Source organism: Bowmanella denitrificans (genome assembly GCF_039522935.1).
Classification (GTDB): Bacteria; Pseudomonadota; Gammaproteobacteria; order Enterobacterales; family Alteromonadaceae; genus Bowmanella; species Bowmanella denitrificans.
Genome location: NZ_BAAAEI010000006.1, coordinates 435637 through 458973, shown reverse-complemented (window position 1 = coordinate 458973; position 23337 = coordinate 435637). Strand labels below are relative to the sequence as shown.

Annotated in this window: 20 protein-coding genes; 9 read left to right on the top strand and 11 right to left on the bottom strand. The window is 50.8% G+C overall.

The features are described 5' to 3' along the window. Window positions 1–830 (top strand): response regulator (locus ABD028_RS05030; protein WP_343842497.1); only part of this gene is annotated, 830 nt, incomplete at its 5' end. 26 nt (window positions 831–856) lie between these two features. On the opposite strand, the gene ABD028_RS05025 is transcribed toward ABD028_RS05030, so the two are convergent. From ABD028_RS05025 to ABD028_RS05010, 4 genes are read right to left on the bottom strand one after another with little or no spacing between them, the layout of a single operon-like run. Then, window positions 857–2080: a hypothetical protein gene (locus ABD028_RS05025; protein ID WP_343842494.1), complete on the bottom strand. Its 1224-nt coding sequence runs from the start codon at window positions 2078–2080 to the stop codon at window positions 857–859. A 1-nt stretch (window position 2081) separates the two neighbouring features. Then, window positions 2082–2855 carry an outer membrane lipoprotein-sorting protein gene (locus tag ABD028_RS05020; protein WP_343842491.1) on the bottom strand — a complete coding sequence of 258 codons (774 nt, stop codon included), beginning with the start codon at window positions 2853–2855 and terminating at the stop codon, window positions 2082–2084. 22 nt (window positions 2856–2877) lie between these two features. Next, complete coding sequence (locus ABD028_RS05015; RefSeq protein ID WP_343842488.1) at window positions 2878–5196, bottom strand: efflux RND transporter permease subunit; 2319 nt, start codon at window positions 5194–5196, stop codon at window positions 2878–2880. Next, on the bottom strand, window positions 5193–5792 hold the full coding sequence (locus ABD028_RS05010) for a thioesterase family protein (protein ID WP_102797000.1): 600 nt from the start codon (window positions 5790–5792) through the stop codon (window positions 5193–5195). Before ABD028_RS05010 ends, ABD028_RS05015 begins: the two co-directional genes overlap by 4 nt. A gap of 208 nt (window positions 5793–6000) precedes the next feature. Between ABD028_RS05010 and ABD028_RS05005 the strand changes: the two genes are divergently transcribed. The 4 genes from ABD028_RS05005 (at window position 6001) to ABD028_RS23235 (ending at window position 7668) form a co-directional block, all read left to right on the top strand. Continuing rightward, the gene (locus ABD028_RS05005; protein ID WP_343842485.1) at window positions 6001–6582 is read left to right on the top strand and encodes a GNAT family N-acetyltransferase; all 582 of its coding nucleotides are present in this window, start codon (window positions 6001–6003) and stop codon (window positions 6580–6582) included. A 16-nt stretch (window positions 6583–6598) separates the two neighbouring features. Beyond that, window positions 6599–6964, top strand: coding sequence for a cupin domain-containing protein (locus tag ABD028_RS05000; RefSeq protein ID WP_102796998.1), 366 nt, complete (start codon window positions 6599–6601; stop codon window positions 6962–6964). Next, on the top strand, window positions 6948–7103 hold the full coding sequence (locus ABD028_RS04995; protein WP_343842480.1) for a hypothetical protein: 156 nt from the start codon (window positions 6948–6950) through the stop codon (window positions 7101–7103). Before ABD028_RS05000 ends, ABD028_RS04995 begins: the two co-directional genes overlap by 17 nt. Window positions 7104–7377: 274 nt before the next feature. Next, window positions 7378–7668, top strand: a complete 291-nt coding sequence (locus ABD028_RS23235) for a GNAT family N-acetyltransferase (protein WP_425542061.1) — start codon at window positions 7378–7380, stop codon at window positions 7666–7668. 14 nt (window positions 7669–7682) lie between these two features. Here ABD028_RS23235 and ABD028_RS04990 read toward each other — a convergent pair whose 3' ends face one another. Next, complete coding sequence (locus ABD028_RS04990) at window positions 7683–8105, bottom strand: hypothetical protein (RefSeq protein WP_343842477.1); 423 nt, start codon at window positions 8103–8105, stop codon at window positions 7683–7685. A gap of 260 nt (window positions 8106–8365) precedes the next feature. On the opposite strand from ABD028_RS04990, the gene ABD028_RS04985 reads away from it, so the two are divergent. Beyond that, on the top strand, window positions 8366–9343 hold the full coding sequence (locus ABD028_RS04985; RefSeq protein WP_343842475.1) for a hypothetical protein: 978 nt from the start codon (window positions 8366–8368) through the stop codon (window positions 9341–9343). A 51-nt stretch (window positions 9344–9394) separates the two neighbouring features. Here the strand turns inward: ABD028_RS04985 and ABD028_RS04980 are convergent, their stop codons facing one another. Continuing rightward, window positions 9395–11161 carry a serine hydrolase gene (locus ABD028_RS04980; RefSeq protein WP_343842473.1) on the bottom strand — a complete coding sequence of 589 codons (1767 nt, stop codon included), beginning with the start codon at window positions 11159–11161 and terminating at the stop codon, window positions 9395–9397. A gap of 229 nt (window positions 11162–11390) precedes the next feature. On the opposite strand from ABD028_RS04980, the gene ABD028_RS04975 reads away from it, so the two are divergent. After that, on the top strand, window positions 11391–15458 hold the full coding sequence (locus ABD028_RS04975; RefSeq protein ID WP_343842470.1) for a response regulator: 4068 nt from the start codon (window positions 11391–11393) through the stop codon (window positions 15456–15458). Here the strand turns inward: ABD028_RS04975 and ABD028_RS04970 are convergent. The 3 genes from ABD028_RS04970 to ABD028_RS04960 are packed head-to-tail and all read right to left on the bottom strand — an operon-like array spanning window position 15452 to window position 19784. Continuing rightward, entirely contained in the window at window positions 15452–16819 is a 1368-nt protein-coding gene (locus tag ABD028_RS04970) for a S41 family peptidase (RefSeq protein WP_343842467.1), read from the bottom strand. The two genes, ABD028_RS04975 and ABD028_RS04970, sit on opposite strands and share 7 nt — an antisense overlap. 24 nt (window positions 16820–16843) lie before the next feature. Further along, a complete protein-coding gene (locus ABD028_RS04965; protein WP_343842464.1) occupies window positions 16844–19177 on the bottom strand; it encodes an efflux RND transporter permease subunit in 2334 nt (777 codons plus the stop codon). A gap of 7 nt (window positions 19178–19184) precedes the next feature. Further along, the gene (locus ABD028_RS04960) at window positions 19185–19784 is read right to left on the bottom strand and encodes a thioesterase family protein (protein ID WP_343842461.1); all 600 of its coding nucleotides are present in this window, start codon (window positions 19782–19784) and stop codon (window positions 19185–19187) included. Window positions 19785–20169: 385 nt separating this feature from the next. On the opposite strand from ABD028_RS04960, the gene ABD028_RS04955 reads away from it, so the two are divergent. Continuing rightward, window positions 20170–20805: a YitT family protein gene (locus ABD028_RS04955; protein WP_343842458.1), complete on the top strand. Its 636-nt coding sequence runs from the start codon at window positions 20170–20172 to the stop codon at window positions 20803–20805. Window positions 20806–20833: 28 nt separating this feature from the next. Here the strand turns inward: ABD028_RS04955 and ABD028_RS04950 are convergent, their stop codons facing one another. Beyond that, entirely contained in the window at window positions 20834–21382 is a 549-nt protein-coding gene (locus ABD028_RS04950; RefSeq protein WP_343842455.1) for a papain-like cysteine protease family protein, read from the bottom strand. Window positions 21383–21592: 210 nt separating this feature from the next. Between ABD028_RS04950 and gpmA the strand changes: the two genes are divergently transcribed. Beyond that, window positions 21593–22339, top strand: coding sequence for a 2,3-diphosphoglycerate-dependent phosphoglycerate mutase (gene gpmA, locus ABD028_RS04945; protein ID WP_102796992.1), 747 nt, complete (start codon window positions 21593–21595; stop codon window positions 22337–22339). A 73-nt stretch (window positions 22340–22412) separates the two neighbouring features. On the opposite strand, the gene ABD028_RS04940 is transcribed toward gpmA, so the two are convergent. Beyond that, window positions 22413–23138 carry a hypothetical protein gene (locus ABD028_RS04940; RefSeq protein WP_102796991.1) on the bottom strand — a complete coding sequence of 242 codons (726 nt, stop codon included), beginning with the start codon at window positions 23136–23138 and terminating at the stop codon, window positions 22413–22415. Window positions 23139–23337 lie beyond the last annotated feature (199 nt).

The window sequence follows — 23337 nt, the reverse complement described above, 5'->3', positions numbered from 1 at the left end:
CGTCGCCGGTGTTTGCCTTACCGCAAGAAACGCAGGCGCCGGAAGAACAGGCCCTGGTGTTTTGCATTGACGATAATCTGGAACTGCTGGGACAGTTACAGGAGCAGTTGGGCCAACGTTATCAGTTGCGCTGTTTTGATAATCCGCAGACGGCGCTGACAGAGGCCAGCGCCAGTTTGCCGGATATTATTCTGAGCGATGTGATGATGCCGCAGATGAGTGGCTTTGAGGTGGTGAAACAGGTGCGCGAAGACGAGCTGTTGTCGCATATTCCGGTGATACTGCTGACCGCCAGAGCGGATAAAGACAGTCGAAACAAAGGCCTGCTGGCGCTGGCCGATGATTATATTAACAAGCCGTATGAGCCGATGGGACTGGCCGTGAAGATAGATAACCTGCTGGCCATTCGGCGCTTGCTGAGAGCCCGCTTTGCGGTGGAAGCCCCCCTGGACCAGGCATCCGACCCGCTCAAGGTGCTGTATCAGGACTGTGCGCCGGACCAGCGTAAGTTTATGGACAAAGTGATTGATTGCCTGAAAGGGCACTTGCAGGAGCCGGACTTTGGGATACGGGAGTTGTCGGAGGCCTTGTATCTGTCAGACTCGCAGGTCAGGCGTAAGGTGAAAGCCATCAGCGGTTATACCCCCCAGGAAGTACTGCGGATAATTCGTCTGGAAGCGGCGGCGGCCATGATACGGGAAGGGGAGAGTCTCAAAGTGGTGGCCCATGAATGCGGATTTTCCAGTCAGTCGCATATGGGCACGGCTTTTAAGGCTTATTTTGGTAGCACGCCGAATCTGTATCGCCAGACTATGGACCAACAGCAATAAGGATGGCGGGGTGCCCGCCATGCTTTTTAAAAGTACCAATGAGCCTGCACATTGAGTTGATCCAACTCGCTGTATTGACCAAAGTAACCGTTGTTGGCACCGTAAAACCAATCAACCCCGGCTTTAAGTTCCAGATTATCACTGGCGATATACGTCAGTGCCAGGCGTACCAGACCATCACCAGCATTGCTGCCGTACCAGCGCATTTCTGACAGCCAGCGCTGGGCGGCAAAGTCACGGCGCAGGGTCAGTGACCAGATGCGATCCGTGGCGGGACGTACCAGGGTTTCTGCGGGCGACAGAACCTGATCCCACACTAGTTGCAAATTAACAAAGGTGTCCCACGGGCCATTGACATCGATGCCCAGTCCTGCCGCTAACTGATGATGTCGCGTGATACCAAGCTGGCCCTGATCATGGGTATTAAAATAACGGGAAGGGCTGAGTAGCAGCTCGGCACGCAGCACCGCCTCGCCTAATTGACGACTGGCCGACGCCCCCACCGTGCCACGCTTTTTGTAAAATGTATTCAACTGAGGTTGAGCATCGGGATTTTGTTGCCAACGGGCCAGAGGCTCAAAATCGTCGCCGTAGCGTGCCTGCACCGACCACTGCCATTCCTGGCTGTAACCTTCGTAACGCATGGCCACTAGGGGTGAACCCGCGGAGTTTGCCACTTTTGCTGTACTGGCGTTGGCCACATAAGGAAAGCCGAAACGCAACCTGGGCGCTTTAAACTCATACCTGTCACCCTGGTGGGGCAGCTTGTGAACCTGGGTTGTGGGTGCAACTAACCATTGCCATTGCCCCTGCTCGGTTGCTCTGGTGGCTGACAGCATCCACTGTCCCCTGGCACTGTCATCGAAGTTGCTCAGAATAAAACGGCTGAAATCCCGTGCAGTGACCTGCTCAAAGTTGACCAGATTATCCAGCTTACTCCAGCTATGTACTTGTTTACCCAATTGCCAGTTAAGACCTTGCCAGGTAAATGAAACAAAAGCTTCACGTAAATAGGCCGCCTGATGTTCTCCGCTGAGATTAGCTTGACTGTCAGACCAAAGATAACCGCTGAACCTCAGATCCAGACTGTCATCTAAGGAAATCGCCGCTTTGCCGTCCCATTGCAAGCGGCTTTCATACAAACTTCCGTCCGACATGCCGCTGTACAGGGATAAACGGTTATCGAACTGCACTGCTGATTCCTGAGCCTGCAATGCCAATGGCAGAAAACTGAGTAACAACAGGCGCATATTACTGCCTCAAACTGGTGACATTGAAGCGCTTAGGATCCATGTCTTTGCGGTACTCAACAGTCAGATAGTCAAAGCGACTGGCATGGCCGCTTTGTACATTGCTGACTTCAATTTGCTTGAGAGTCCAGAATCCATCAATCAGCGCTTTGTCAGTGACTTTCACCGTTTTCAGCGGCCTGTCCTGACGATCCCAGAACTCGACTTGTATGGGCAACCAGCTCTGTTCGTCTACTTTGGCAACAAAGCGACTAAAGCCAAGGGAATCCGCCAGCTCAGGGCTGACCGGAATGCCCTGCAGCAACCAGTACCCCTGTTCTTGTCCCAGCAGGCTGAACTGGTAGTCATGCAGTGGAAACTTCAGTTCACTTTTAACATCTTCGTAGCTGAATTCGCTGCCCATAAAGTGGTCACCGCGATCAGAGGCCGGAATGCGCCGCTCCCTGCGCAGCGCGGGTAAATACATCCATTGCTCGTCATCGTGATTTTCAAGTTGGTAGTCGAAGGTTAAAAATGCCGTGTCTTTTATTCTTTTTGGCGCGGTAAAGCGAATCAGGGTTTTACGAATCTGCTGATCCGTTGTTCGCCACACTTCCGCTTCGCGGCTCATCTTGTTGCCTGAAGGGTCAATTAAGGTCATGCGCAGCTGGCGTTTTACGTGCTGGCCGTCCGGGCGCTGCATGATTTGCTTGGCGACCTCCTGTGCCGTCATAGTCTGTGCCTGAATCGAGCCGCTGATTGTCAGCAGTCCGAGCATAAAAATAGTCAGTTTCATAGGTGTTCCTGTGTTCTTGTTATTACCAATTGATGGATAAGCGGCGTGCGCGATTTGTCGAACGGCGCAGTCGCCATCGGTAGGCCAGGGGGATCATCACTAGCGCGGCAAAAAAGCTGGTCAGGCAGGCAAGGGTGATCATCAGGCCGAAGCGTTGCAGGGTAGGGAGTGATGACACAAACAAGGTAGCGAAACCGCAGGCCAGGGCAGCACCATTAAAGAAACAGGCTCTGGCAGCACTGGGAAACTTATGTTTGATGGCCTCTTCCAGCGACGGGGTGTGCTTGAGGGCGAGTTGCAAGCGTTCAATAAAGTGAATGGCAAAGTCAATTCCCACCCCAATAGCAATGGCGGCGAACATCGACGTAGCTGGTTCAAGGAAGATCCCCTGCCAGCCCATGACCCCATATACCACCAAAATGGCGAAGGCCACAGGCGCCACACAAATCAGTCCGTCAGACAGACTGCGGAACAGCAAACTGGAAAATACCAGAACCAGTAACATAGAAATGCCAATACTACGAAAGTGGCTATCGCCCAGGCGGGTCATCCAGTGGTAGTCGACATTGACCCGGCCTGCCAGCTCTATGCTGACCCCTTGCTGAGTAAATAACCTTGGCAACTGGCCTTGCAGCGCTTCAACGATGCGTTTTTCTTCACTGAACAGATCGGTATTCAAGTAAGCCCGCACCAGCATCTGCTGATATTGGTTGTCTATCTTGTCAGCGTAATCAGTCGGCTTGGCTGAGGATTCAAACAGCAGCAGATATTGAGAAAAACTGTCTTCGTCGCCCTGAAAACGGGAGACCGACGCCTTACCTTCCAGTTGTGCCTGCAGCACGCCCAGTGGATCTAAAATAGACTGGGTTTTGTTCACTCCTTGCATGCTTTGCAAATAGTCCTGCAGTGCTGCGACTTCTTCAAGTAGTGTGCTATTCACCAGTCCCTGCGCACTGTCTGTGCTGATCAGAATGTCCAGATAAGCGCTTCCTGCATAGTGCTGGTTCAAGTGATCATGGGCGATGCGAATGGGTTCACCGGCGGTAAAGTTCTCTACCTGGGCACGGTCAACACGCAGGTGCATGGCACCAGCAGCGGCAATGAGCATGATCAGCAGTAGTATCGTCATGCTGATGCCAGGAGATCGCACTGTCGCCAACGACAATCGGGTCAGTGCTTTGCCCACCAGGTTGGCCCGGTTATCCTGGCGTCTGGCGAAGATACTGGTTTCTGGCAATCTGAGCAGGATCAATAGTGCGGGCAGGACTAACATGGTGAACAGCCAGGCGATAAGCACGCCCAGGGCGGCAAACAAGCCAAAATACTTTACCGGAGGCATAATGGACGCCACAGACAGGCCAATAAACCCAGCCAGGGTGGTAAGGGTGGTCAGTGTGATAGGGCGGGCCATATCCAGCATGGCCGCACCCACCAGCCTGCGCTGTGACCAGTTACCATGTTGTGCTTTGAGCTCATAGTAGGCGGTGAGTACATGGATTGCATCGGCCACCGCAATGGCCGTGATAACCACTGGCAAGGCACTGGTAATGGCATAGTAAGGCACATTGAACCAGGCCATGGTACCTATGGCGCCAAGAGCTGAGGCCAGTATCACCACTAACGGACCGGTCAGTGCCTTAAATTGTCTGAAGGCCAGATACAGCAACAATAAGATGGTGCCGACCACGACCGGCTGCATACGCCGTGAATCCGTGTCAATGTACTTACTGAGATAGCCGCCAACCGCTCCCTGACCGGCCACATAAATATGCTGTGAAGTAGTTTCAAAAGGTGCGACTGTCTGCAATAGCAATTGATAGGTTTCATCGGCCTTGTCTTGCTCTACCAGCTCAACCACCAAGGCCAGAGCACGTTGATCATAGGCAACCAGTGTGCCGATAAAAGGCGGCATCTGCATGGCCTTGCGGCCGATGTCCTCGGCTTGTCGAAGGGTGCTGATTTGCTCTGACAACAAAGGTGCAACCTGTAAACTGCTATCATCTGCCTGTATATGTGCTTCACTGACCAGGCTTTTTACCTGTCTGACATTGGCAAGTGCGGCAAACTGATGATGCAGGTTTAGGAGCAGATTCAGGCTTTGGGGGTTGAATATGGACCCATCTGCGCTGCTGATGGAGACCACAAGTGGGTCCTGCAGTCCGAACACCTGCCTGACTTTGTCGCGCGACAAAATAGATGGGTGATCGGCCGGAATAAAGGCATCCACTGACGTGTTCTTGACCAATTTATGCAGACCCGCTGCGCAGATCAGGATAAACAACAACCCCAGCAATAAGCAGCGTTTGGGATGCTGGATGGCAACAGTTAAGAATCTGCTCATCTGGGTTGATTTCCGGTCAGATAGTCAAATGCTGCCGCCTGGCTATGACGCTCAGCCACATGACTGAAACTTTGCTGTCCTACCAATGTGTCATCAGCATTCAGCCAGGCGGACACTTTGGGACAGTGAGCGGGACTTTGTAAGCCTGGTACTACTTCATCAATGATCGGCTGCGTGCCAGCCCAGCCTTTTTTACTGCGCAGGGCGGCGCGTGTCAGGCAACATGCCACTTCTTTGCCACACATGGTTTCAAACCTGTGCTCGATAAAGAACCAGCGCTCATCCCAGGAGGTGACTCGGGTCACCACCCGGTATTTTTGCCATAGTTTCAGGGCACGGCTATAGCGTATTAAGCTGCCGCCAAGTAATGCCCCCCAGCGGTTACGCAAAATGGCATTTAAGATCCTGGCCTGGCTCATCCAGTCCATACGCGCTACATCAGAAATCTGCAGGTAGCGACCGTTATTCATATGACCCAGCACATCGAGATCCCACGGCATCACGCGGAAATAGCTGACGATGGGTTCAAGTGGATGCTTCTGCTTGGTACGAAAACCTTTCAGCAGGGCCAGCAGCAGTCGTAAATACAGGTTCATTGGTTACTCCCTTGGTTCTACCGGCCTATGGTAATCAGGGTGGGAGCGGCCGGGATATCATCAATGGCGCATGATTTATCAGCCTGCTGACATTAATCAGATAAATGAGCCTTTGGCTCTCTGGCAATACATTTTGCGCGTATGTTGATAGGCCTGCTAATGCCATTTGATTAAGCTATTGATCAAAACAAACAGAGGAGCATCACTGATGCCAGACACTCCGCATTTGTATGGTGTGAAAGTGCGACTAAGGCCGATTGGTGAGGCTGATGCCGATGCCATGTTTGCGTCATTGCATGATCCCTTGCTGCAAAAGCTAACCGGCACTGAGCAAACCTTCAGTCTGCAGCAGGTCAGGGATTACTGCCGACGTGTGGCACAGGCCAGGGACAGATGGGACTTTATGATTGAATCCAGCGCACATCCGAACCGGTTGCTGGGTGAGGCCAGTCTCAATGAATATGACGCTGACGAGCAATCCGCCAATTTTCGTATTGCTTTATATGAATCCGGCCAATTTGGCCAGGGGCTGGGCGGCGAAGCGTCGCTGTTACTTATTCAGTTTGGTTTCACCCAACTGGGCCTGAAACGAATCAGCCTGGATGTATTGGCATTTAATCAGCGCGCCAGGCGCTTATATACAAAGTTGGGCTTTAAACAACGGGTAACAGCTTCACCACGCCCTGACGATGGCAAGGATTGGGTGGAGATGGACTTACTGGCAGAAGATTTTTTTGCTCAGGGAGCGCATCATAGCGACCTTCCCTTGTGGCGTTCAGTATTGGTTTAATCACAGGAACAATTGCATGTTGAATCAAGTCATCAATTTTGCTGAAAAACTGACATTATTTAATGAACATTGGTCGCCCAAGGTGGTGACAGAGATGAATGATTATCAGTTTAAGCTGGTAAAAGTGCTGGGGGAATTTGTCTGGCATGAACACCCAGACACAGATGAAGTCTTTATTGTACTCAAAGGTTGTCTGGATATTGAACTGACAGACAGTCTGGTTCATTTGCAGCAAGGCGAGATGTTTGTGGTCAAACGCGGGGTGATGCACCGGCCCGTGGCCAGACAGGAATGTCATATCTTGTTGGTGGAGCCTAAAGGGGTAATAAATACCGGAGAGGCTGGCGGGCAACTGACGGCCGCCAATGATGTTTGGATCTGAGTTGTGTTATCGCATCCGTCAAGCCGTTCCTGCTGACATTCCGGCTATGTCAGATATCCGGCTGTCGGTACAGCAAAACAAACTGGCAGACCCGGGGAAAATCACAGATGCCATGTATCTGGAGCATATTATGTTGTAAGGGCCTGTTCATCTTTCAAGTATGGATTTTGTTCAAATCCAGCCCCTTCTGGTCACGACGCCGGGCTGCAGGCCTAGTGGACCTAAGTCAAGGCCCGGCAACACAGAGCAGGAGGGGCTGGGTTGAACCCTTCGGGCAGCGCTTGTGGGCCCTTTCTACGGCGTTATTACTCACTTATGTAGAATCACTACACCACGTTCGCGCTGCCTTGTATAAAGGGCCCACAAACTGCTGCAAAATCATACTTGAAGGATGAACAGCCCCTAGAGCGCGGTTGGGTTTGCGAGGTGAATCAATCTGTGGTTGGCTTTATATAGTCAATAAGCTTAAGGCCGAAGTCTGGGCATTATTTGTTGCGCCCGACTTCCAAGGCCAGGGCATTGGCAAAGCGCTGCTAACCGAATTGGTGAGTTGGTGCCACCAAGGTGGTGTTACTTCTCTGCGTCTCAACACCGAGGATGGGACCCGTGCTGCCGTATTCTATGCTCTGCAAGGCTGGCAAAGAGGCCGGAAGACTGGCGACGAAGTGTCTTTTTCCTGCACTTTGACGACAATTCCCGGCTAATTTGCATACTATCTTCAGCAGTCATCAGGTCCGGTTGGTGGCCCGCCAGCCGGGCATACCCAGACCCACTCGGTTCGGCATGAACCTTCTACTACTTGCGTACGCTGCTCAGTGACAAAATATACCGACTGCGATAGCAGCGGTATCGCGCCATGAAATTGTACATATTCCCAGCGGCCTTCCTGGGTGCGTACTTTTTTGATTTTATGGGTTAAGGTTTGCTGCGGACAGACAGCTGGAGCAACCATGGTTTGCAGCACACTGGCCGGTACTGCGCGGATAATATCGTCTACATTGGCGTGAATGGTGCCCGAATAATGACAGTCGCGCTTCTCTACTTGTATTTCAATGGTTTCATAGTCGCATACCTGTTGTTCCTGCCATTCGGCATTGGCACTGCCGGCCAGCATGCTGGCAAATAAAATAACTTTGTGCATTTTTGCTTCCTTCCATATGATTTTGCTTAGCGCTGGCCATCTGCCATCGCCTGGCTATTACAGCAAACTTGCGGGCATCTGTAGGCAAGAGGTAGGTAACATGCAGCTTAAGCGACATACTTTGCTCGATTGAGCATGGGGCCAGTCCGAATGCAGGGTGAGACTGATCGACGGATGATAAATATGTCCCGAAATTTGATAGAGAAGAGATAGGGACGCTGGGTAACATGGACCTTCAAACGCCTGCCGAAGGAAAAATAATGTACCGCCTAGGCCTACCCCCCATATTTTTGATCGCTTGTCTGATTTTCGAGGGCAGAGCTGATGCTGCAGATAAGAAACACGTCACCGATGCCGTGGTGGATCTGGACTACAAAGCCAGTTTTACACCGCTTGCCTATGCCCATGATACTAAAGTGCTGATAGACAGGGTTCATCCAACCATATACCAAAATGAGGGTGATGAGCATGGTGCCCATGCCATGTTGGATATTTTGCAAAGAGATGGTTTTAGTTACGCCTATATAGACAAAGCCTTAGACGCTTCAGCCCTGAGCGGAGATATTCTGATTATCCATGGGCTACCGGATGTTAGTGAAACCTTGTCAAATGGCGCGACATTCTGGAAATCAGGGCTGTCTGCTCAGGAACTACAGGACATCGTGCATTTTGTGGATGGCGGCGGCGGACTCTTTCTAGTGCTGAGCCATCACCCTGGAGGCAGTGGCGCTAAGGCACTGCTGGATGCGTTGGGGGTGGAGTTTCGGGATGGCTATCTGTTTACATCGCTATTTCCCAGCTTTGTTTCTGCAGATGACCGATGTTCGCATTTTTTCGGTATGTCCGAAAAGGATGGGCTGCTGAATACCGCCCACCCGCTGTTAGCCATGGGAGAAACGGTGCGAAAAGTGGACTTTCTGTGTGGCGCAGCGGTGTTTCGCCAGCCCCAGGATGCAGTGCTGCGATTCCCGCCCGGCTCGGCCAATTTCAATCAGGACAATAGTTTTCATGAAAGCTCAGATTATTATGCTGGAATGCTGGCATTTGAATATGGCCGGGGCAGGGTGGTGATTACCACAGACCAGGGCATGTTCCGCAATTTTATTTTTACCTTTGATCACAAAGAAAAAGTCCATGTGACGATCAGCAGCCCGGATAATGATAACGCCAAGTTGTTTGTAAACACTATGCGTTGGCTGTCATCCAGGATTTCTGCTGCTATGCAAGCAAGCCCTTAGCTCTGACCTGGTTCGCTGCTTTAATCAGCGTGGATGCACCAAGTAACAGGCTTATGGACATATGGCCTGCAGGTCATCCGCCAGGTTCAGCATTGACAGTTTGTCATTATTAAAACTGTCCTGATAGCGATACAGCACTATGTCGTTGCCGGGAAACATCAGGTAGTTGTTCCCGTACCCCAGCATAAAAGGCACCATGGGGGCGCAAGTTGCAGATAACGGCATAGGCTGAGCCCAGAAACTATGATGATAACGGCGTCCCAGCGATGGCGTTGCATCGGCAGGTAAACCGGTATCCTGGTTAAAACTAAGGATCTCTTCTATCAGTGCAGATGACAGCAGTTGTTCGCCCTGCCAAATACCTTTTTGCTGTAACAACAAAGCCAGTTTGGCGGTATCCTGCTCGGTGGGATAAATGCCGACGCCCATGATGGGTATTGCTGTCTGTGCATCCGCTTCTGTGGTGTGCATCATCGCAAAGTGTGACATGCCGAGCCTGGCATAGACATCCTCCTGCATCATTTGCCATAACGGCCTTGTGTCTCCCATGCTGGCAAGATAGTGCTGCATCGCCACCGCCAGAACAAAAGTCACAGACGTGTTATAGCGCACTATTTCTCCCGGCCCCCAGGGATAATCGCCAAAGGCCAGGGCATGTCTAAGTTTGTCATTGCTGCTGCGAGCCAGACTGAACAATGTCATGCGGCTGTCGGGTTCGAAGTGTTCGTCTGCAAAAGTGGCAAGGGTATCTGCATCTGGGTAGGCATCACCGGTGCCCGTCGCCATAGACAAGGCCTGAGAAAAGGTCACCTGCTGCCAACCATGGTGTAATCCCCCTTGTGGAATGTGCGCGATGATTTTTTCGTGCAACACTTCTGCGCCATATACCTGTGCGAGCCTGAACAGGGTGAGGGCGGCCGCCATAGACTTGGAAACGGAATAGACACCGTGGCGCATGGCCTCAGGATAAGGAAACGGCCCGTATCGGGTATTTAGCGGCTTAGCGTAAAGCCGTCCCTGATAGATCAATCCGGTGGCAGACAGATTGTGCTCGGCAATGCTGCTGGTGTAAGCGGATAAAGACGCATCTGTGGCAATTTCTGCCAGTGATTGCCAGGCACCCCGCGGCAAGTTCATCTGTTGTTCCCATTGCCAGTGTGTTTTGGCACTTTGCATATCCAACTCTGTCTTGTCTGTCAGCGCCAGCGGCACGGTGCCCCAGAAATCCTGTTTTAACCAGTCCACATTTTCCTGAAAAATCTGCAGCCAGCCCTGACTGATCTGGCCGTCTTTATACAAAAAGGTCAGCACGCCATTGTGCGCATTGGCGTAGTAAGGATTGACCAGGGTCACGACTAACTGGCCGCGGCTCATACCCTGATCATCACGTTGCTGCCAGATACGTCCAGGGGAAAAAATGAGTTGCCAGAACTGCGCATTCTGATGCGTTGCCAAAATGCCGCGCTGCACCGGTATCAGCATGTCGCCCTGGCTGAATATATCCAGTTCAAAAGGCGGCAGTGCGCGATAACTCAGCGAGCCGTTAAACATTTCAGCGCCATTGGTAGCCAGCACCGTGCCCGGTGACGACAGCCTGGCAATCAAGGGCTGGCCATCTTTGGCATCAGATGGGGCTGATAAAAGCCGGGTCTTTACTGGGGCGGCGGGTAGCATCTCTGTACCCATCAGGCCAGCAAAGGTCAGTTGCGTCGGGACCGAAGTGCCGGCAGTCGGTGCAGGGGTGTCACTTGCGCCTCCACAACCCACCAACAATCGAACCGTAATCAGAATACCGACAATCAAATGTACCCGGTGCACAACATTCTCCTTATGCAGGCTTGGCGGACAGGGAAAAGCCATTTTAGGTATAGGTGGCTTCTGTGCGTAGTGTGCAACAAAGTGTTTGTGGCGAGAACAAGGTTGGCTTGTTTGCAGCATCCTATGCATGAATTCTGTTAAATGATGCGCGCTTGATGCCAGGGGCCTAAGGCCAAAACAGGTATGATGCCGGGCGGCTGTCAATACATGTGTGATTTGAGTATAAGTTGTGAATTGGATAACAAAAAACTGGCCGATAGGGCTTTTTTTTCTGGGCTGGCAGAGCCTTGATGTCAACCTTGCCATGGCCACGACAATGCGCTTTGAGCAAGTGGTAGAGGGGCTGACCAGCGAATACACCTGGCAAGTAATGGAAGACCGTAAAAGCAATCTCTGGATTGGTACTATGTCGGGCTTGAATTGGTATGACGGCAAGCATCTGGTGCCTATGTTGCAGGGCAAGGGTTTTGTTGCAGGATTGGACGACAATCTGATAAGAGGGTTACATCAAACCCGTGATGGCAGTATCTGGGTGATGACGCAAAAGGGGGCCAATGTACTCAGGCCTGGAGCAGCGGCCTTTCGCGCAGTGCCGGATTCAACACCAAGCGGTGAAGCCTACCGCCAGGTATATGAGATGGACGATGGCACCTTATGGTTAAGTTCAACACGACATCTTTGGCATATACGTCAGGAGGATCTCAGCGTACTGGCCAAAATTGACAGTCGGGAAATGGGCGAGGTCCTGCATTTTTTGCCCTGGCATAACAAACTGTTGTTGTTCAGTTTAAAAGGGGCATTTCTATGGCAGCCCGGGGAAACGGATTTTACCCCGCTGATGCAGCCTGCTTCCCAAGCCTATCCGGCATTTAATTCTGTACTTGCTCTGAATAGCACACAATATCTGCTCGGTAGCCTGGGCGAAGGGCTGTGGTTATGGTCATTTGAAGGTCAGCCTCAGGCTCCGGTCAGGTTAATCAGCGGTCTGCCTGAATTGGATCAGGCCGCTATATTCGGATTGGCACAAGACAGAAATGGCCTGCTATGGATTGGTGCACAAGGCGGGTTGTTCAAAGCCGGTCTGCAGGGCGGTCAATTGGACGCTGCTCTGGCCATTACCATGTTGCTACCTCAGGGTGAGGCCAGGAATATCTCAGATTTGCAACTGAATACTCAGGACGAACTGCTGTTAGCCACGGAGCAGGGCGTATTGATTGCCTCGGTACATCAATTGGCTTTGCATAGCCTGGCTGAACCTCTGCTTGGCAAAGCCAGTGTCAGTGCGCTGGCGCAGTGGCAGGACGTGATGTGGGTGGGAACCCATGACAGCGGTGTACTGGTGTTGGACAAACAAGAGCAGCAGGTAGGGCATTATCAGGTAGGTGATAGGCAATTTTCATTACCTTCCAACAGGGTGCAGGACATGTACCTTGATCAGTATGGAATGTTGTGGATAGCCACCGATAAGGGGCTGTCCTCGCTGAATGTGCATAGCGGCGAATGGGTTACAGCCTATCCTCTGGAAGCGCATGTAAAGTGCCGCAACTATAAGCGCAGTGGTATACTGTCTATTGCACAAGACCGGGACAGAAACAGGATGTTGTTTGCCGGTACCGGCCTGCTGCATGTTCTTGACAGAACAACGGGGCAATTTAGCACTATTCAGTCACAAGGCGACAATACCCCTATTCCTTGTGGGCAAATGGTGGATGTTGAGGTGGGGCATGATGGCCGCTATTACCTGCTTGCGATCAACCGTGGCGTGGTTCTGGACGCTGATTTTACTCATAGTGAGGCGTTTTGGCTGGACAACACATTACCTAACGCTGCAGTGGCTTTTGTGTCATTTTCTCGCAGACTGGATAATGCATGGTGGTTGCAGGGAGGGCGGGGAACTCTGGCGCTGGAAACAGGTAATTTACAACTACAGGAAGTGTTTCCCAGCTTGTTGCAGGACCGAATGACCGTCAGTGGTATTTCTGATGTCTCTGGGACTTGGCTGGGTTCTACGGCAGGACTGGTTCATATTGATACTACTTCAACGCCACGGCCCAGGATTTACAGTCGTGCTGATGGCCTGGCCACCGATAAATTCAACTTGCATGCCGCTTACCAGCTAGAAGATGGCCGCTTGGCATTTGGCAGTGAACGAGGTTTGTTGGCGTTTAAACCGGACAACCTGGCTGCACAAGAGCCAGAGCCGCAACTTGGTGTTAGCTATATGGCTGCTCGTCGTGATGGTCAAGCCAATCAGGTTATGCTGCATTTTGCTGACCCTGGCAGGCACGCTGCCTTGTTGCTGGAAGCCGATACGGCAGGTTTGGAGTTTTGGTTAAGCGGTGGAGCACAGCGTTACAAAGCCGACTATCAGTACCAATACAGGTTGGCTGGCTATCAAGCCGAGTGGGTGACATTACCTCGCCAAAGTAATCGGATTAACCTCAGTTATCTGCCTTCAGGCAACTATCAGCTTTTTGCCCGGTTAGTTTCACCCACTGGCATGCACAGTAGTGACCAGCAGTTGCTGGAATTTCGGGTATTGCCGCATTGGTATCAACGTTGGTATGCCTGGTTACTGTTTTCAATCATCATGCTCTTCATTTTGTGGTTGGTGGTCAAGTATCGCACTGCAAGTATGCAACGACGTAATCAGTTGCTGCAGCAACAAGTGGCTGAGCAGACTGCCAACCTAAGCAAGCAGAATCGTCAAATTGAACTGCAGCGTCAGAGTTTGGCCCAGGCGCTCAGTTACAAAGAGGAATTACTGGCTAACATTGCCCATGAACTTAAAACTCCCCTGACCTTGATGTTGGGAGTGATCGGTGGTGAAAGCCTGTCAGCGTATCGCCCGTTAAAAAAACTGATTCACCGGGTCAGTTTGTTACTCGACAGAATGTTGGACCTATCCAGTGGTCTCAATCAGGCACAAAAAACACAACCTCAACATTGTTATCGCTGTGAGGAATTTGTTGAGTTTTACTTTCATACTTTCGCCGCGTTGTTACCGACAGGGCGTTTGAATCTGGCTGACAATGCACCTGCTCTGGTATGTATTGAGCAGGATGGGCTGGATAAGATCATTACCAACTTGCTTAGTAATGCTATCAAATATTCATCCTCCGGCAGCAGCATTGAGGTAAGGGCTAAGATAGACTCCGGTCATTGGCAATTCAGCGTAAAAAATCAAGGGCCGGGCTTGGATACCCAGCAATTGGACAGCTTGTTTCAGCGATTTATCCGCGCCAATGAACGGCAGCAATCCTGTGGTCTGGGGTTGGGTTTACCTTTAGTTAAACACTTGGTGGAAGCCGCCAACGGGCAGTTGCAGGTACAATCTTCGCTCCAAGGGCCAACCTGTGTATTGGTGTCTTTACCCGTGGTGGTTGCGGACGCGACGGGCTTGCCAGCCCTTGGGGTGGAGCAGGATGAACCTGTATCCCGTTATCGAAATTGGTTTTTTGCCGAATTGGAGGCAGAGCCCCCTGAGCCCAAAAACGTCGGAACAGCCCTACAAACTGACCATGATGTGCTGGTCTATTGTGTGGACGACAACCCACAGCTTTTGCAACAGCTAAGCCAGCAATTGGGCCAACACTTTCATTTGTGTTGTTTTGATGATGCGCACCAGGCCATCGAGCAGGCGAAAATCGCCATTCCAGATGTTATTTTGTCCGACCTGATGATGCCGGGCATGAATGGTTTAGAGCTTATAGAACAAATAAGAGCGGATGAACTGTTGTCACATATTCCAGTGATTCTGCTGACTGCCAGGAGTGATGCGCAAAGCCGTAAGGAGGGATTGGCCAGATTGGCTGATGATTACCTATGTAAGCCCTATGATCCGGCGCTGTTGGCTGCCAGAATCGACAACCTGATTGGCATTCGTCGTTTGCTTAAGGCCAGTTTTAGCCTGTCATCAGTGCCGCCAACCGATAAGACGGTGAAGATATTGCTTAAAGGCTGTGCGCCGGGGCAACACCAGTATATGCAGAAGGTGATTCAACTGGTTAAGGACAATCTGGGTGAAGAAGAGTTTGGCGTAAAACAACTGAGTGAATTACTGTGCTTATCTGAATCCCAGGTCAGGCGAAAGATCAAAGCCATCAGTGGTTATTCGCCTTTGGAAGTTATTCGTATCATCCGCCTGGAAGCGGTAGCGCAGATGATTCGTCAGGGATTGTCGCTAAAGGCCATCACGCAGGACTGTGGTTTTGCCAGCCAGTCCCATATGGGGGCGTGTTTTAAAGCGTATTTTGGCCTGACGCCTAACCAATACAGACAGAATGCCGGTCAGTAGACCGGCAAAGGAATTGCCAATTGCCGAAGTGCTTCGCTTAGTACAGGGTCGTCGCCTTCACGTATATTGGTCAGGCTGGGGCGAACCAGTACGTCGGGCTGTATACCCACCCCTATGTATTCCCGGCCATCAGGATAGGTATCATGTTTTGTTGAGACCCTCGCTCGCCCGCCGCCCGGCAAGGAAAAATAATAAGGCTGACCAGTAGAACCATGAGTGGGTTCACCGACAAACAGTATATGTGGAATATTGTCTGCCATGATCAGAAAATCCTCTGCAGCCGATGCCGTATGCTTACCAATTAACACCATGGTAGGCGCCTTCAGTTTCTGCCCGGCTGCTGGCGTGCGCAAGGTGGCAGATTCCTGGTGTATAGCGCGTAGGCTGTGAAAATCCTTATATTCATCCCTGACACTGCCCCAAGCGCGATAGGCGGCAATGTGTTTGGGGGTTTGCCAGGCCGTGCCATAAAAGGGCTGTTCGGTAAAATGTGCTAAGATTTCGGCGGCAATTGAACCACTTCCACCGCCATTTCTGCGCAGATCAAGGATGATGCCACTGGCTTTTTGTAAGATGCTTAGTTTGCTCTTAAATGCCTCAACAATCTCAGGGCGAGAGAAGTAATTCAGCGCAATATAGACCACGCCATTTGCCATCATTCTGAATTCCATCAGCGGTTTATCCCGCAGTGGCTCAGCCCAGGAAATTTGCTGATCCTCGGGCAGGTATTGGCTGTCAATTGTGATATGGTCACCGCCCGGTGTCACAAACCCCAGGGCCACCTGTCGGTTCCGCTCGCCAACCAACAGGCCCAGGCCGTGATTTCTCGGGCTTGTTACCGCCATGTCCCAGTATTTATGCGGTGCAGAGGTCGATATCAGCGGAATAATATGTTGTTCGACCAATGTTGCCACAGGAACGCCGTCGATACTTAGTAGTTCGCTGCCGATAGGTACCTTTTTTGCTAAATTTGCTGCAATGTTATCCACTATGGCCCGATGCTGCAGTTCGACAAGCGTCATTGGCAAACGGCCTAACACATTACGTTTCAGATCTTCCGGCAGATAAATATTGGTGTGACCATCCTTTAGCAATGCGCAGAAACGCTGCATTTCGCGATAGTACGCGAGGTCACTTTGCGTCGCCATGATTGTGGGCAAGGCTTGCTGATATGCTTTATCCCAATCCAGATCGGGCACATGTTGCCAATGGCCAAAGTTATAAGTCACTTCCCGCCAGAAATGTGACAACCCGAAAATCTTCTGCTGGGTTGAGATTGTTGAAGATGAATAGGCTTGTGTTGACAACGTCATGACTAATGTCACATAAATAAGGCGCATTAGCCTTGTTGAAAATAACATCTTAGGTCCCTCTGTTTAGCATTTTTATAGTGATTCAGGTGGCAGTGGTGTTTCAAACTGCAAATCAGATGAAGCCGGTTGTTGTGCATACCAACGCCAGGCCATTGGTACCCACACAAGAGCCACGACAAAGCTCGTCACGCAGGCCAGGGTAATCATCAGGCCAAAACGTTGCAGGGTCGGCAGCTCACTGAAAAATAAGGTGGCAAAGCCGCATGCCAGTGCGGCCGCATTAAAAAAGCAGGCCCGGCAGGCACCAGGAAAACGTTGTTGGAGTGTCTGCCATAATGTCAGGCCTTGGTATTTGGCGGTTTGCAAACGCTCCAGCAGATGAATCGGAAAATCAATCCCCACACCAATGGCGATGGCGGCAAACATGGAAGTGGCAGGCTCGATAAGGATGCCAAGCGTACCCATTACTCCGTACATGATCACTATGGTAAACAGCACCGGCACAGCAGCTATCAGGCCAAGAAGGGCGCTCCTGAACAAGCAGCCGGCAATCACACTGACTAATGTCAGGGAAATTGCGATACTCAGGAAGTGGCTCTCTGCCAGACGTTTCATCCAGTAATAACGCACATTGACTCGCCCCCCCAGTGTCCAGCTCAGTTTGCTGTCTTTAAGCAGCTGTGGAAGAAAGTGTTGGGTAGCGTCCACAAGCTGACGCTCCTGACTGGAATAATCGCTGTGCAGATAGACTCTGAGCAAAAGGTGTTGATATTGATTATCAATTTTGTCCGCCAGACTCTGACGGCTTGATGAGGCCTCATACAGAAAAAGGTATTGGGCCAGTGCCTGGTCATCTGGTGGGAAAGAGCGGCGCTCATTTGGGTTTAGAATCTGATGCAGTTTGGTCAATGGGTCTGTAATTGACAATACTTTGCCGACTTGAGGCTGTTGTTCCAGGAAATGCTGTAAAGTGGCGACTTTTTCCATCACCTGAGGTATTAACAAGCCCTCTGCCTGTTTGGTACTGAGCATAATATCCAGATATGACGCCCCGGCATAATCATGGTTTAAGTGTGTATGCGCCAGACGTATTGGCTCGTCTGCCTTAAAATTCTCAATCTGGGAGCGATCAATGCGTATCTGTGATGCGCCCCACAGTGCAGCAAGCAGGATCAGCAACAGCGTGACAGTTACCATTTTGCTATACCGGATGGAAAGCGCTGCAAAATGGGTTAACTGGTTACCGATGCGGTTGCTAACGGTAGCATTGGACAACTGGAACGTTTTTGTTGCTTTTGGGGCCATTAAGACCAGTACGGCTGGCAGCAATAAGAGGGTAAACACCCAAGCCAGTGCGACACCCAGAGCGGCAAACAGGCCGAAGTATTTAATTGGCGGCATAGTCGAAGCGAAGGCCAGCCCGGCAAAGCCGGCGATAGTGGTAAGAGTGGTCAGGGTGATGGGTTTTGCCATATCCAACATGGACTCGGCCACCAATTCAGCCGCAGGCGTATGGGCCGATAACGCTCTTCGTTCGTAATACGCGGTCAGTAGGTGAATAGAGTCAGCAACGGCAATAGAGGTAATGACTATGGGCAATGCCCCGGTAATGGCGAAGTAAGGCACCCCTGACCAGGCCATTAGGCCAATAGTGCCTAACGCAGCCCCAATGACAATCAACACCGGACCGGGCAGGCTCTTAAGCTGACGAAAAGCGAAGAACAATAACAGCAGAATAGTGGCTAGCATAATCGGCTGCATTTTGCGTGAATCAGCGTCGATATAACGACTCAGGTAACCACTGATGGCACCTTGCCCGGCCACATGCAGCTGTAATCTCTCATGCTGGTATGTTTCGACCAGCGCCAGAATAGCCAGGTAGGTCTGATCGGACTTCTCGCTATTAAGCATTTCTACCACTAAGGCGGTAGCACTGCCGTTGTGGCTAATCAATGTACCCTGAAAGGCTGGCATCTGGGCGGCGTGCTGTTGAATCTGCGTTGCCTGTTCCTGACTTGTTACGGGGTTTTCAAGCAATGCTTCAACATAGAGTTGTTCCTCATCGCCATTCACATAAGGTTCGGTGACCAGGCTGCGTACTGACGTGACGTTATCCATCATGGTCAGGCGCTGATGTAATTCACGCACCAGGTTGAGCGCCTCAGGGTAAAAAATATCCCCTTGCGTATCCTGCACGGAAATCAAAATAGGATCTTGTAAACCAAAGATTTGACGTATGGTTTCCCTGGCCTCAAGGGAGTGATGCTGATCGGGGATAAAGGCATCCACTGAGGTGTTTTTAACCAACCTGGTCAGGCCCAAAGCCAACAGGCCTATCAATAGCAGCCCTGCTAGCAAGGCAACTCGGGGTTGTTGGATGGGAAAACGAATCCAAATTTGCTGCATAAAGACCTCAATGACGCGAGTTTACGGCGGTGGCTGTATCGTGGTGGCTGTCATTTGCACTGTCTGCGGGGTTGATTGGTTGCGTGGCCTCTGACAGGGCCTGATCGGCTTTCATCCAGGCACAAACCGTTTTATTGGCTATTGGGCTGCACAGGCCAGGGGCTACGCTGTTAACGATATCTGAAGTGCCCGCCCAGTCCTTTTTGCAACGCAGGGCGGCACGGGTAATACAGGTTGTAATGACTTTGCCGGACAGGGTTTCAAATCTGTGTTCGGTGTAAAACCAGCGTTCATCCCAACACAGCACTCTGGACACCACCAGATAACGGCTGAATACCTTTAGTGCCCTTACGTGACGCACCAGGCTGCCACCTAAAACACCACCAAAGCGACGCTTAAATATAATGTGTGCTGCATTGGTCCTGCACATCAGTTCAATTCGCGCTACATCTGAGATCTGTAGATAGCGACCATTGTTCATATGTCCATATGCGTCCAAATCCCAGGGCCACACCCGGTGATAGGTAACGCCTTCATCTAAAAGGTGTAACTTGCGCCCCAGTAACCCTCTGAGCACGGCCAACATCAAACGTAAGTATAAGTTCATGGCAGATCCCTTTTATTTATCAGATTCCGGCTGTCAGCATAAGAAAATGACTGGGCGCTGACTGTCGAAAACAACGCATCCTTTGTCGAATATCCCGCGAATCGATGTTTTATGCCGGTTAGAACCAGGCAAAATGAATTATCTATATGAAATTTTTAGGTATTTCTGACTTATTGAGTTGCGCTAAGGCAACCGGCTCAGCCGGTTTTTTCATTCTGGCTACATGCTGCTTACCAACAGTTAAAGAGTCGTAAAGTCCACCTTACTTTTTACACTTTGCCGGGCTGTATGATGTGTTTATTGATACTCATCAAAGCGAGGTAGGGCAGGTAAAATACAATGCCAGCTTGTTTCTGCTATTTGTTCTAAAAGCCAAGGAAATACCATGCCCCTGCCGTCACATAAAATCTATGAAGATGCCATTGCCCTGATGGTGGCGGCACTGTTTGTGGCGATTGGCTTACTTTTTTTTAAAACTGTAGGACTGGTAACAGGAGGCACATCAGGTCTGGCCCTTATCGGCGCATACCTGGGGCCTGTCGGTTTTGGTGTGTGTTTTTTCCTGTTGAATCTGCCGTTTTATTATCTGGCCTGGCGGCAACTGGGCTGGCGATTCACTTTTAATACCTTTTTAGCGGTGTCACTGGTTTCAGTTTTTACTGATTATCTGCACCTGGCCTTAAGTATTGAACAGGTGCATCCGGTCTTTGCGGCGGTGGCTGGTGGTGGGCTGATTGGTACAGGTTTGTTAATTCTGTTTCGTCATCAGGCCAGTTTAGGTGGATTGGGGATCCTGGCTTACTACCTGCAACAAAAATACAAGCTGCGGGCTGGTACATTTCAATTAGTGGTGGATTGCCTGATTCTGGCATTGGCAGCACTTTGCTTTGATTTGCAGGCAGTATTTTACTCGGTGTTGGGGGCCGTGGTGGTCAATTTGCTATTGACCATCAACCACAGACCTGGTCGTTACCAGGCCGTGGTAGAAATGGCGCAGCAGGCCAAGTTAAGTCAAGCTTAGTAAGGTCCGGCTGCCCAGCATGGATTGTTCACTGCCTGAATACCGTTAACACCACATTGCCTGTTACGCCCACTGCCGGGTGATATGAACCGTCGCTTTCGATAAAACGTACACCATAGCCCGGATCTGCGACAATAATCCGCCCTGAAGTAGCGTCCCGGTCAACCCCGACCACCACATGTCCGCCGCCGCCAGCCCAGTAGACGCCGATAATCATTTCATTTTTAGGTTTCACTTCCGCCATTTTGTCTTTTAAGGCCTGAGTCGTGTTCGCCTCCCAGATATAACTGGAATTTATTGCAGGTCTCAGGCTTTTCAAAGCCTGAACCATAGGATCCGGGGCGGTTGGTGTGGTAGTGAAGTTATGCCCGGTCTGGGTTACGACGCCGCCGCCGCCCAGCGAACTGGTGCCCCCTTCGGCCAATGACACATAGGCTCTGGTTGTACCTTCGCCAGGGTCAACGCCATTGACATAAATACCCATCATTCTGATACAAGCTGGCGCACAGGAGTTATCCTTTTGCTGGCGTAAAATTTGATACCATTTACCTGTTACTGCCGATCTTTCGTTAGCCATATCCGTCAATCCTTCTGTTAGATAAACCATACGTACCATTTGTCCGAATTAGAGCTTGGCAGACAGATGCCAGAATGGCAAAAATGCCAGGTCCTTTGCTCTGGATTTTTAGGTCCGAATCAAAGAAGATAGCAGGCCTTGTTTGAGGCAGTGAGGCCTGCGGGTAAAGCTGACCTTTTCCATTAGTCACCAAGGGTTGAATCTATTCCTATGTATAAACTAGTTCTTATTCGTCATGGCGAGAGTCAGTGGAACCTGGAAAACCGCTTTACCGGCTGGCATGATGTGGACCTGACCGAAACCGGTGTGGCCCAAGCTGTCAATGCAGGTAAACTTCTGAAAGACGGCGGCTTTGAGTTTGATATTGCCTACACCTCTGTGTTACTGCGTGCTATTAAAACCCTGAATCTGGCACTGGAAGAAATGGGCCAGCACTATCTGGCGGTTGAGCGGCATTGGCGCTTAAATGAACGTCACTATGGTGCCCTGACTGGGCTGGATAAGGCCGAGACTGCCGCCAGACATGGTGAAGACCAGGTGAAAATCTGGCGTCGTAGTTTTGATGTCCCACCACCTGCGGTTGAGTTGGATAGTGAGCATTTTCCAGGTCATGATCGTCGTTACAGCCATGTGGATCCTGCTATCCTGCCGCGTGCTGAAAGCCTGAAGCTGACCATAGAGCGTGTATTACCCTATTGGCATGATGTGATTCGCCCCAGTATCCAAAGTGGTAAGCGAGTGATCATTGCTGCGCACGGCAATAGCCTGCGTGCCTTGGTTAAGTATCTGGACAATATGTCTGATGAAGCGGTGCTGGAACTGAATATTCCTACCGGTGTGCCGTTGGTATATGAACTGGATGCAGAATTTAACCCTGTTTCCAAGCAGTACCTGGGTGATCCTGAAGCGATTAAAGCCATGATGGACGCCGTGGCCAAGCAAGGCAAAGCCAAATAACCAACACAACCTTTAATGCCCAGTCGCTAAGTAATGGCTGGGCATTAACAACTTTGTTGATTGCCTCAACTGTTTAGTGCGGCTTAAATGCCGGCAATTTGCGGCGGATGGTGCTCTGCAAAGCAGGGAGTAGCTTGGCATGCTTGTTATGAATAACATGATGCATGCTCAGCTTTTTCACCTCAATCAGGTTAAATTCTGCCTTCAACTGCCTGACTTCTGCTTTCGTTGTTCCATACAGCAGAAAATCTACCCGGCCATTTCTCAACATGCTGAGTGAATCGGTCAGGCTGCTCTCAAAGAACAATTGTGACTTCACGCCCATTGTCTGAATCGTTGCTATATCACCAAGGTTGGTGAAAATGGCGTTATCTTGACTCTGTAGCACCGACAAATCACAAGTGTCTTTGCGTTTACAAAGCAGCACCAGGTCGGCCTCATAAATGGCGGGCTCAACAATGACGAGGTTCTTGTGGGCCATGGCATTCTCTTTTACCAGTAGTACCGCAGCGTCGGTTTCTCCTCGTTCCAGTAAGGTAAATTCATCAACACTGGGCACGGCTTGAGTGGTAACGTCAATGCCAAGATCCTGATACACGGTGGTAATAAAGTCGATAAAAGGCTGCTTCTGGGAATGCTGAATATGTGTCAGCAGCATTTTTTGTGACGCTGGCGTCAGCTCGGTAGCGATGGACATATAAGGGATCAGCAAAGCCAGGCCGATTATCCACTGCCAGCGGTTAAATGCTGAATGTAGCCCAGTGTGCCAAGACCAATCTTTGCGTTGTAACGCACTCATTTTTAACCATCCTGCCTTAGCGGCTGCTTATACTTTCGAGTATAGATTTTGTTCAAACCCAGCCCCTTCTGACCACGACGCCGGGCTGCTGGTCTAGTGGGCGCAAAGCGCAATGCATTGCTGACAGAAGGCATGGCGGATGCGCCTGTGCAGCAACGACTCTCCTGGTGGAGTGAATGCGTGGCAGGTTCATTGCATC

What these genes read in the sequence shown, in the direction of transcription:
- ABD028_RS05025 (WP_343842494.1), bottom strand. Translation starts at nt 2,080, where the DNA reads ATGCGCCTGTTGTTACTCAGTTTTCTGCCATTGGCATTGCAGGCTCAG.
- ABD028_RS05020 (WP_343842491.1), bottom strand. Translation starts at nt 2,855, where the DNA reads ATGAAACTGACTATTTTTATGCTCGGACTGCTGACAATCAGCGGCTCG.
- ABD028_RS05015 (WP_343842488.1), bottom strand. Translation starts at nt 5,196, where the DNA reads ATGAGCAGATTCTTAACTGTTGCCATCCAGCATCCCAAACGCTGCTTA.
- ABD028_RS05010 (WP_102797000.1), bottom strand. Translation starts at nt 5,792, where the DNA reads ATGAACCTGTATTTACGACTGCTGCTGGCCCTGCTGAAAGGTTTTCGT.
- ABD028_RS05005 (WP_343842485.1), top strand. Translation starts at nt 6,001, where the DNA reads ATGCCAGACACTCCGCATTTGTATGGTGTGAAAGTGCGACTAAGGCCG.
- ABD028_RS05000 (WP_102796998.1), top strand. Translation starts at nt 6,599, where the DNA reads ATGTTGAATCAAGTCATCAATTTTGCTGAAAAACTGACATTATTTAAT.
- ABD028_RS04995 (WP_343842480.1), top strand. Translation starts at nt 6,948, where the DNA reads ATGATGTTTGGATCTGAGTTGTGTTATCGCATCCGTCAAGCCGTTCCT.
- ABD028_RS04990 (WP_343842477.1), bottom strand. Translation starts at nt 8,105, where the DNA reads ATGCACAAAGTTATTTTATTTGCCAGCATGCTGGCCGGCAGTGCCAAT.
- ABD028_RS04985 (WP_343842475.1), top strand. Translation starts at nt 8,366, where the DNA reads ATGTACCGCCTAGGCCTACCCCCCATATTTTTGATCGCTTGTCTGATT.
- ABD028_RS04970 (WP_343842467.1), bottom strand. Translation starts at nt 16,819, where the DNA reads ATGTTATTTTCAACAAGGCTAATGCGCCTTATTTATGTGACATTAGTC.
- ABD028_RS04965 (WP_343842464.1), bottom strand. Translation starts at nt 19,177, where the DNA reads ATGCAGCAAATTTGGATTCGTTTTCCCATCCAACAACCCCGAGTTGCC.
- ABD028_RS04960 (WP_343842461.1), bottom strand. Translation starts at nt 19,784, where the DNA reads ATGAACTTATACTTACGTTTGATGTTGGCCGTGCTCAGAGGGTTACTG.
- ABD028_RS04955 (WP_343842458.1), top strand. Translation starts at nt 20,170, where the DNA reads ATGCCCCTGCCGTCACATAAAATCTATGAAGATGCCATTGCCCTGATG.
- ABD028_RS04950 (WP_343842455.1), bottom strand. Translation starts at nt 21,382, where the DNA reads ATGGCTAACGAAAGATCGGCAGTAACAGGTAAATGGTATCAAATTTTA.
- gpmA (WP_102796992.1), top strand. Translation starts at nt 21,593, where the DNA reads ATGTATAAACTAGTTCTTATTCGTCATGGCGAGAGTCAGTGGAACCTG.
- ABD028_RS04940 (WP_102796991.1), bottom strand. Translation starts at nt 23,138, where the DNA reads ATGAGTGCGTTACAACGCAAAGATTGGTCTTGGCACACTGGGCTACAT.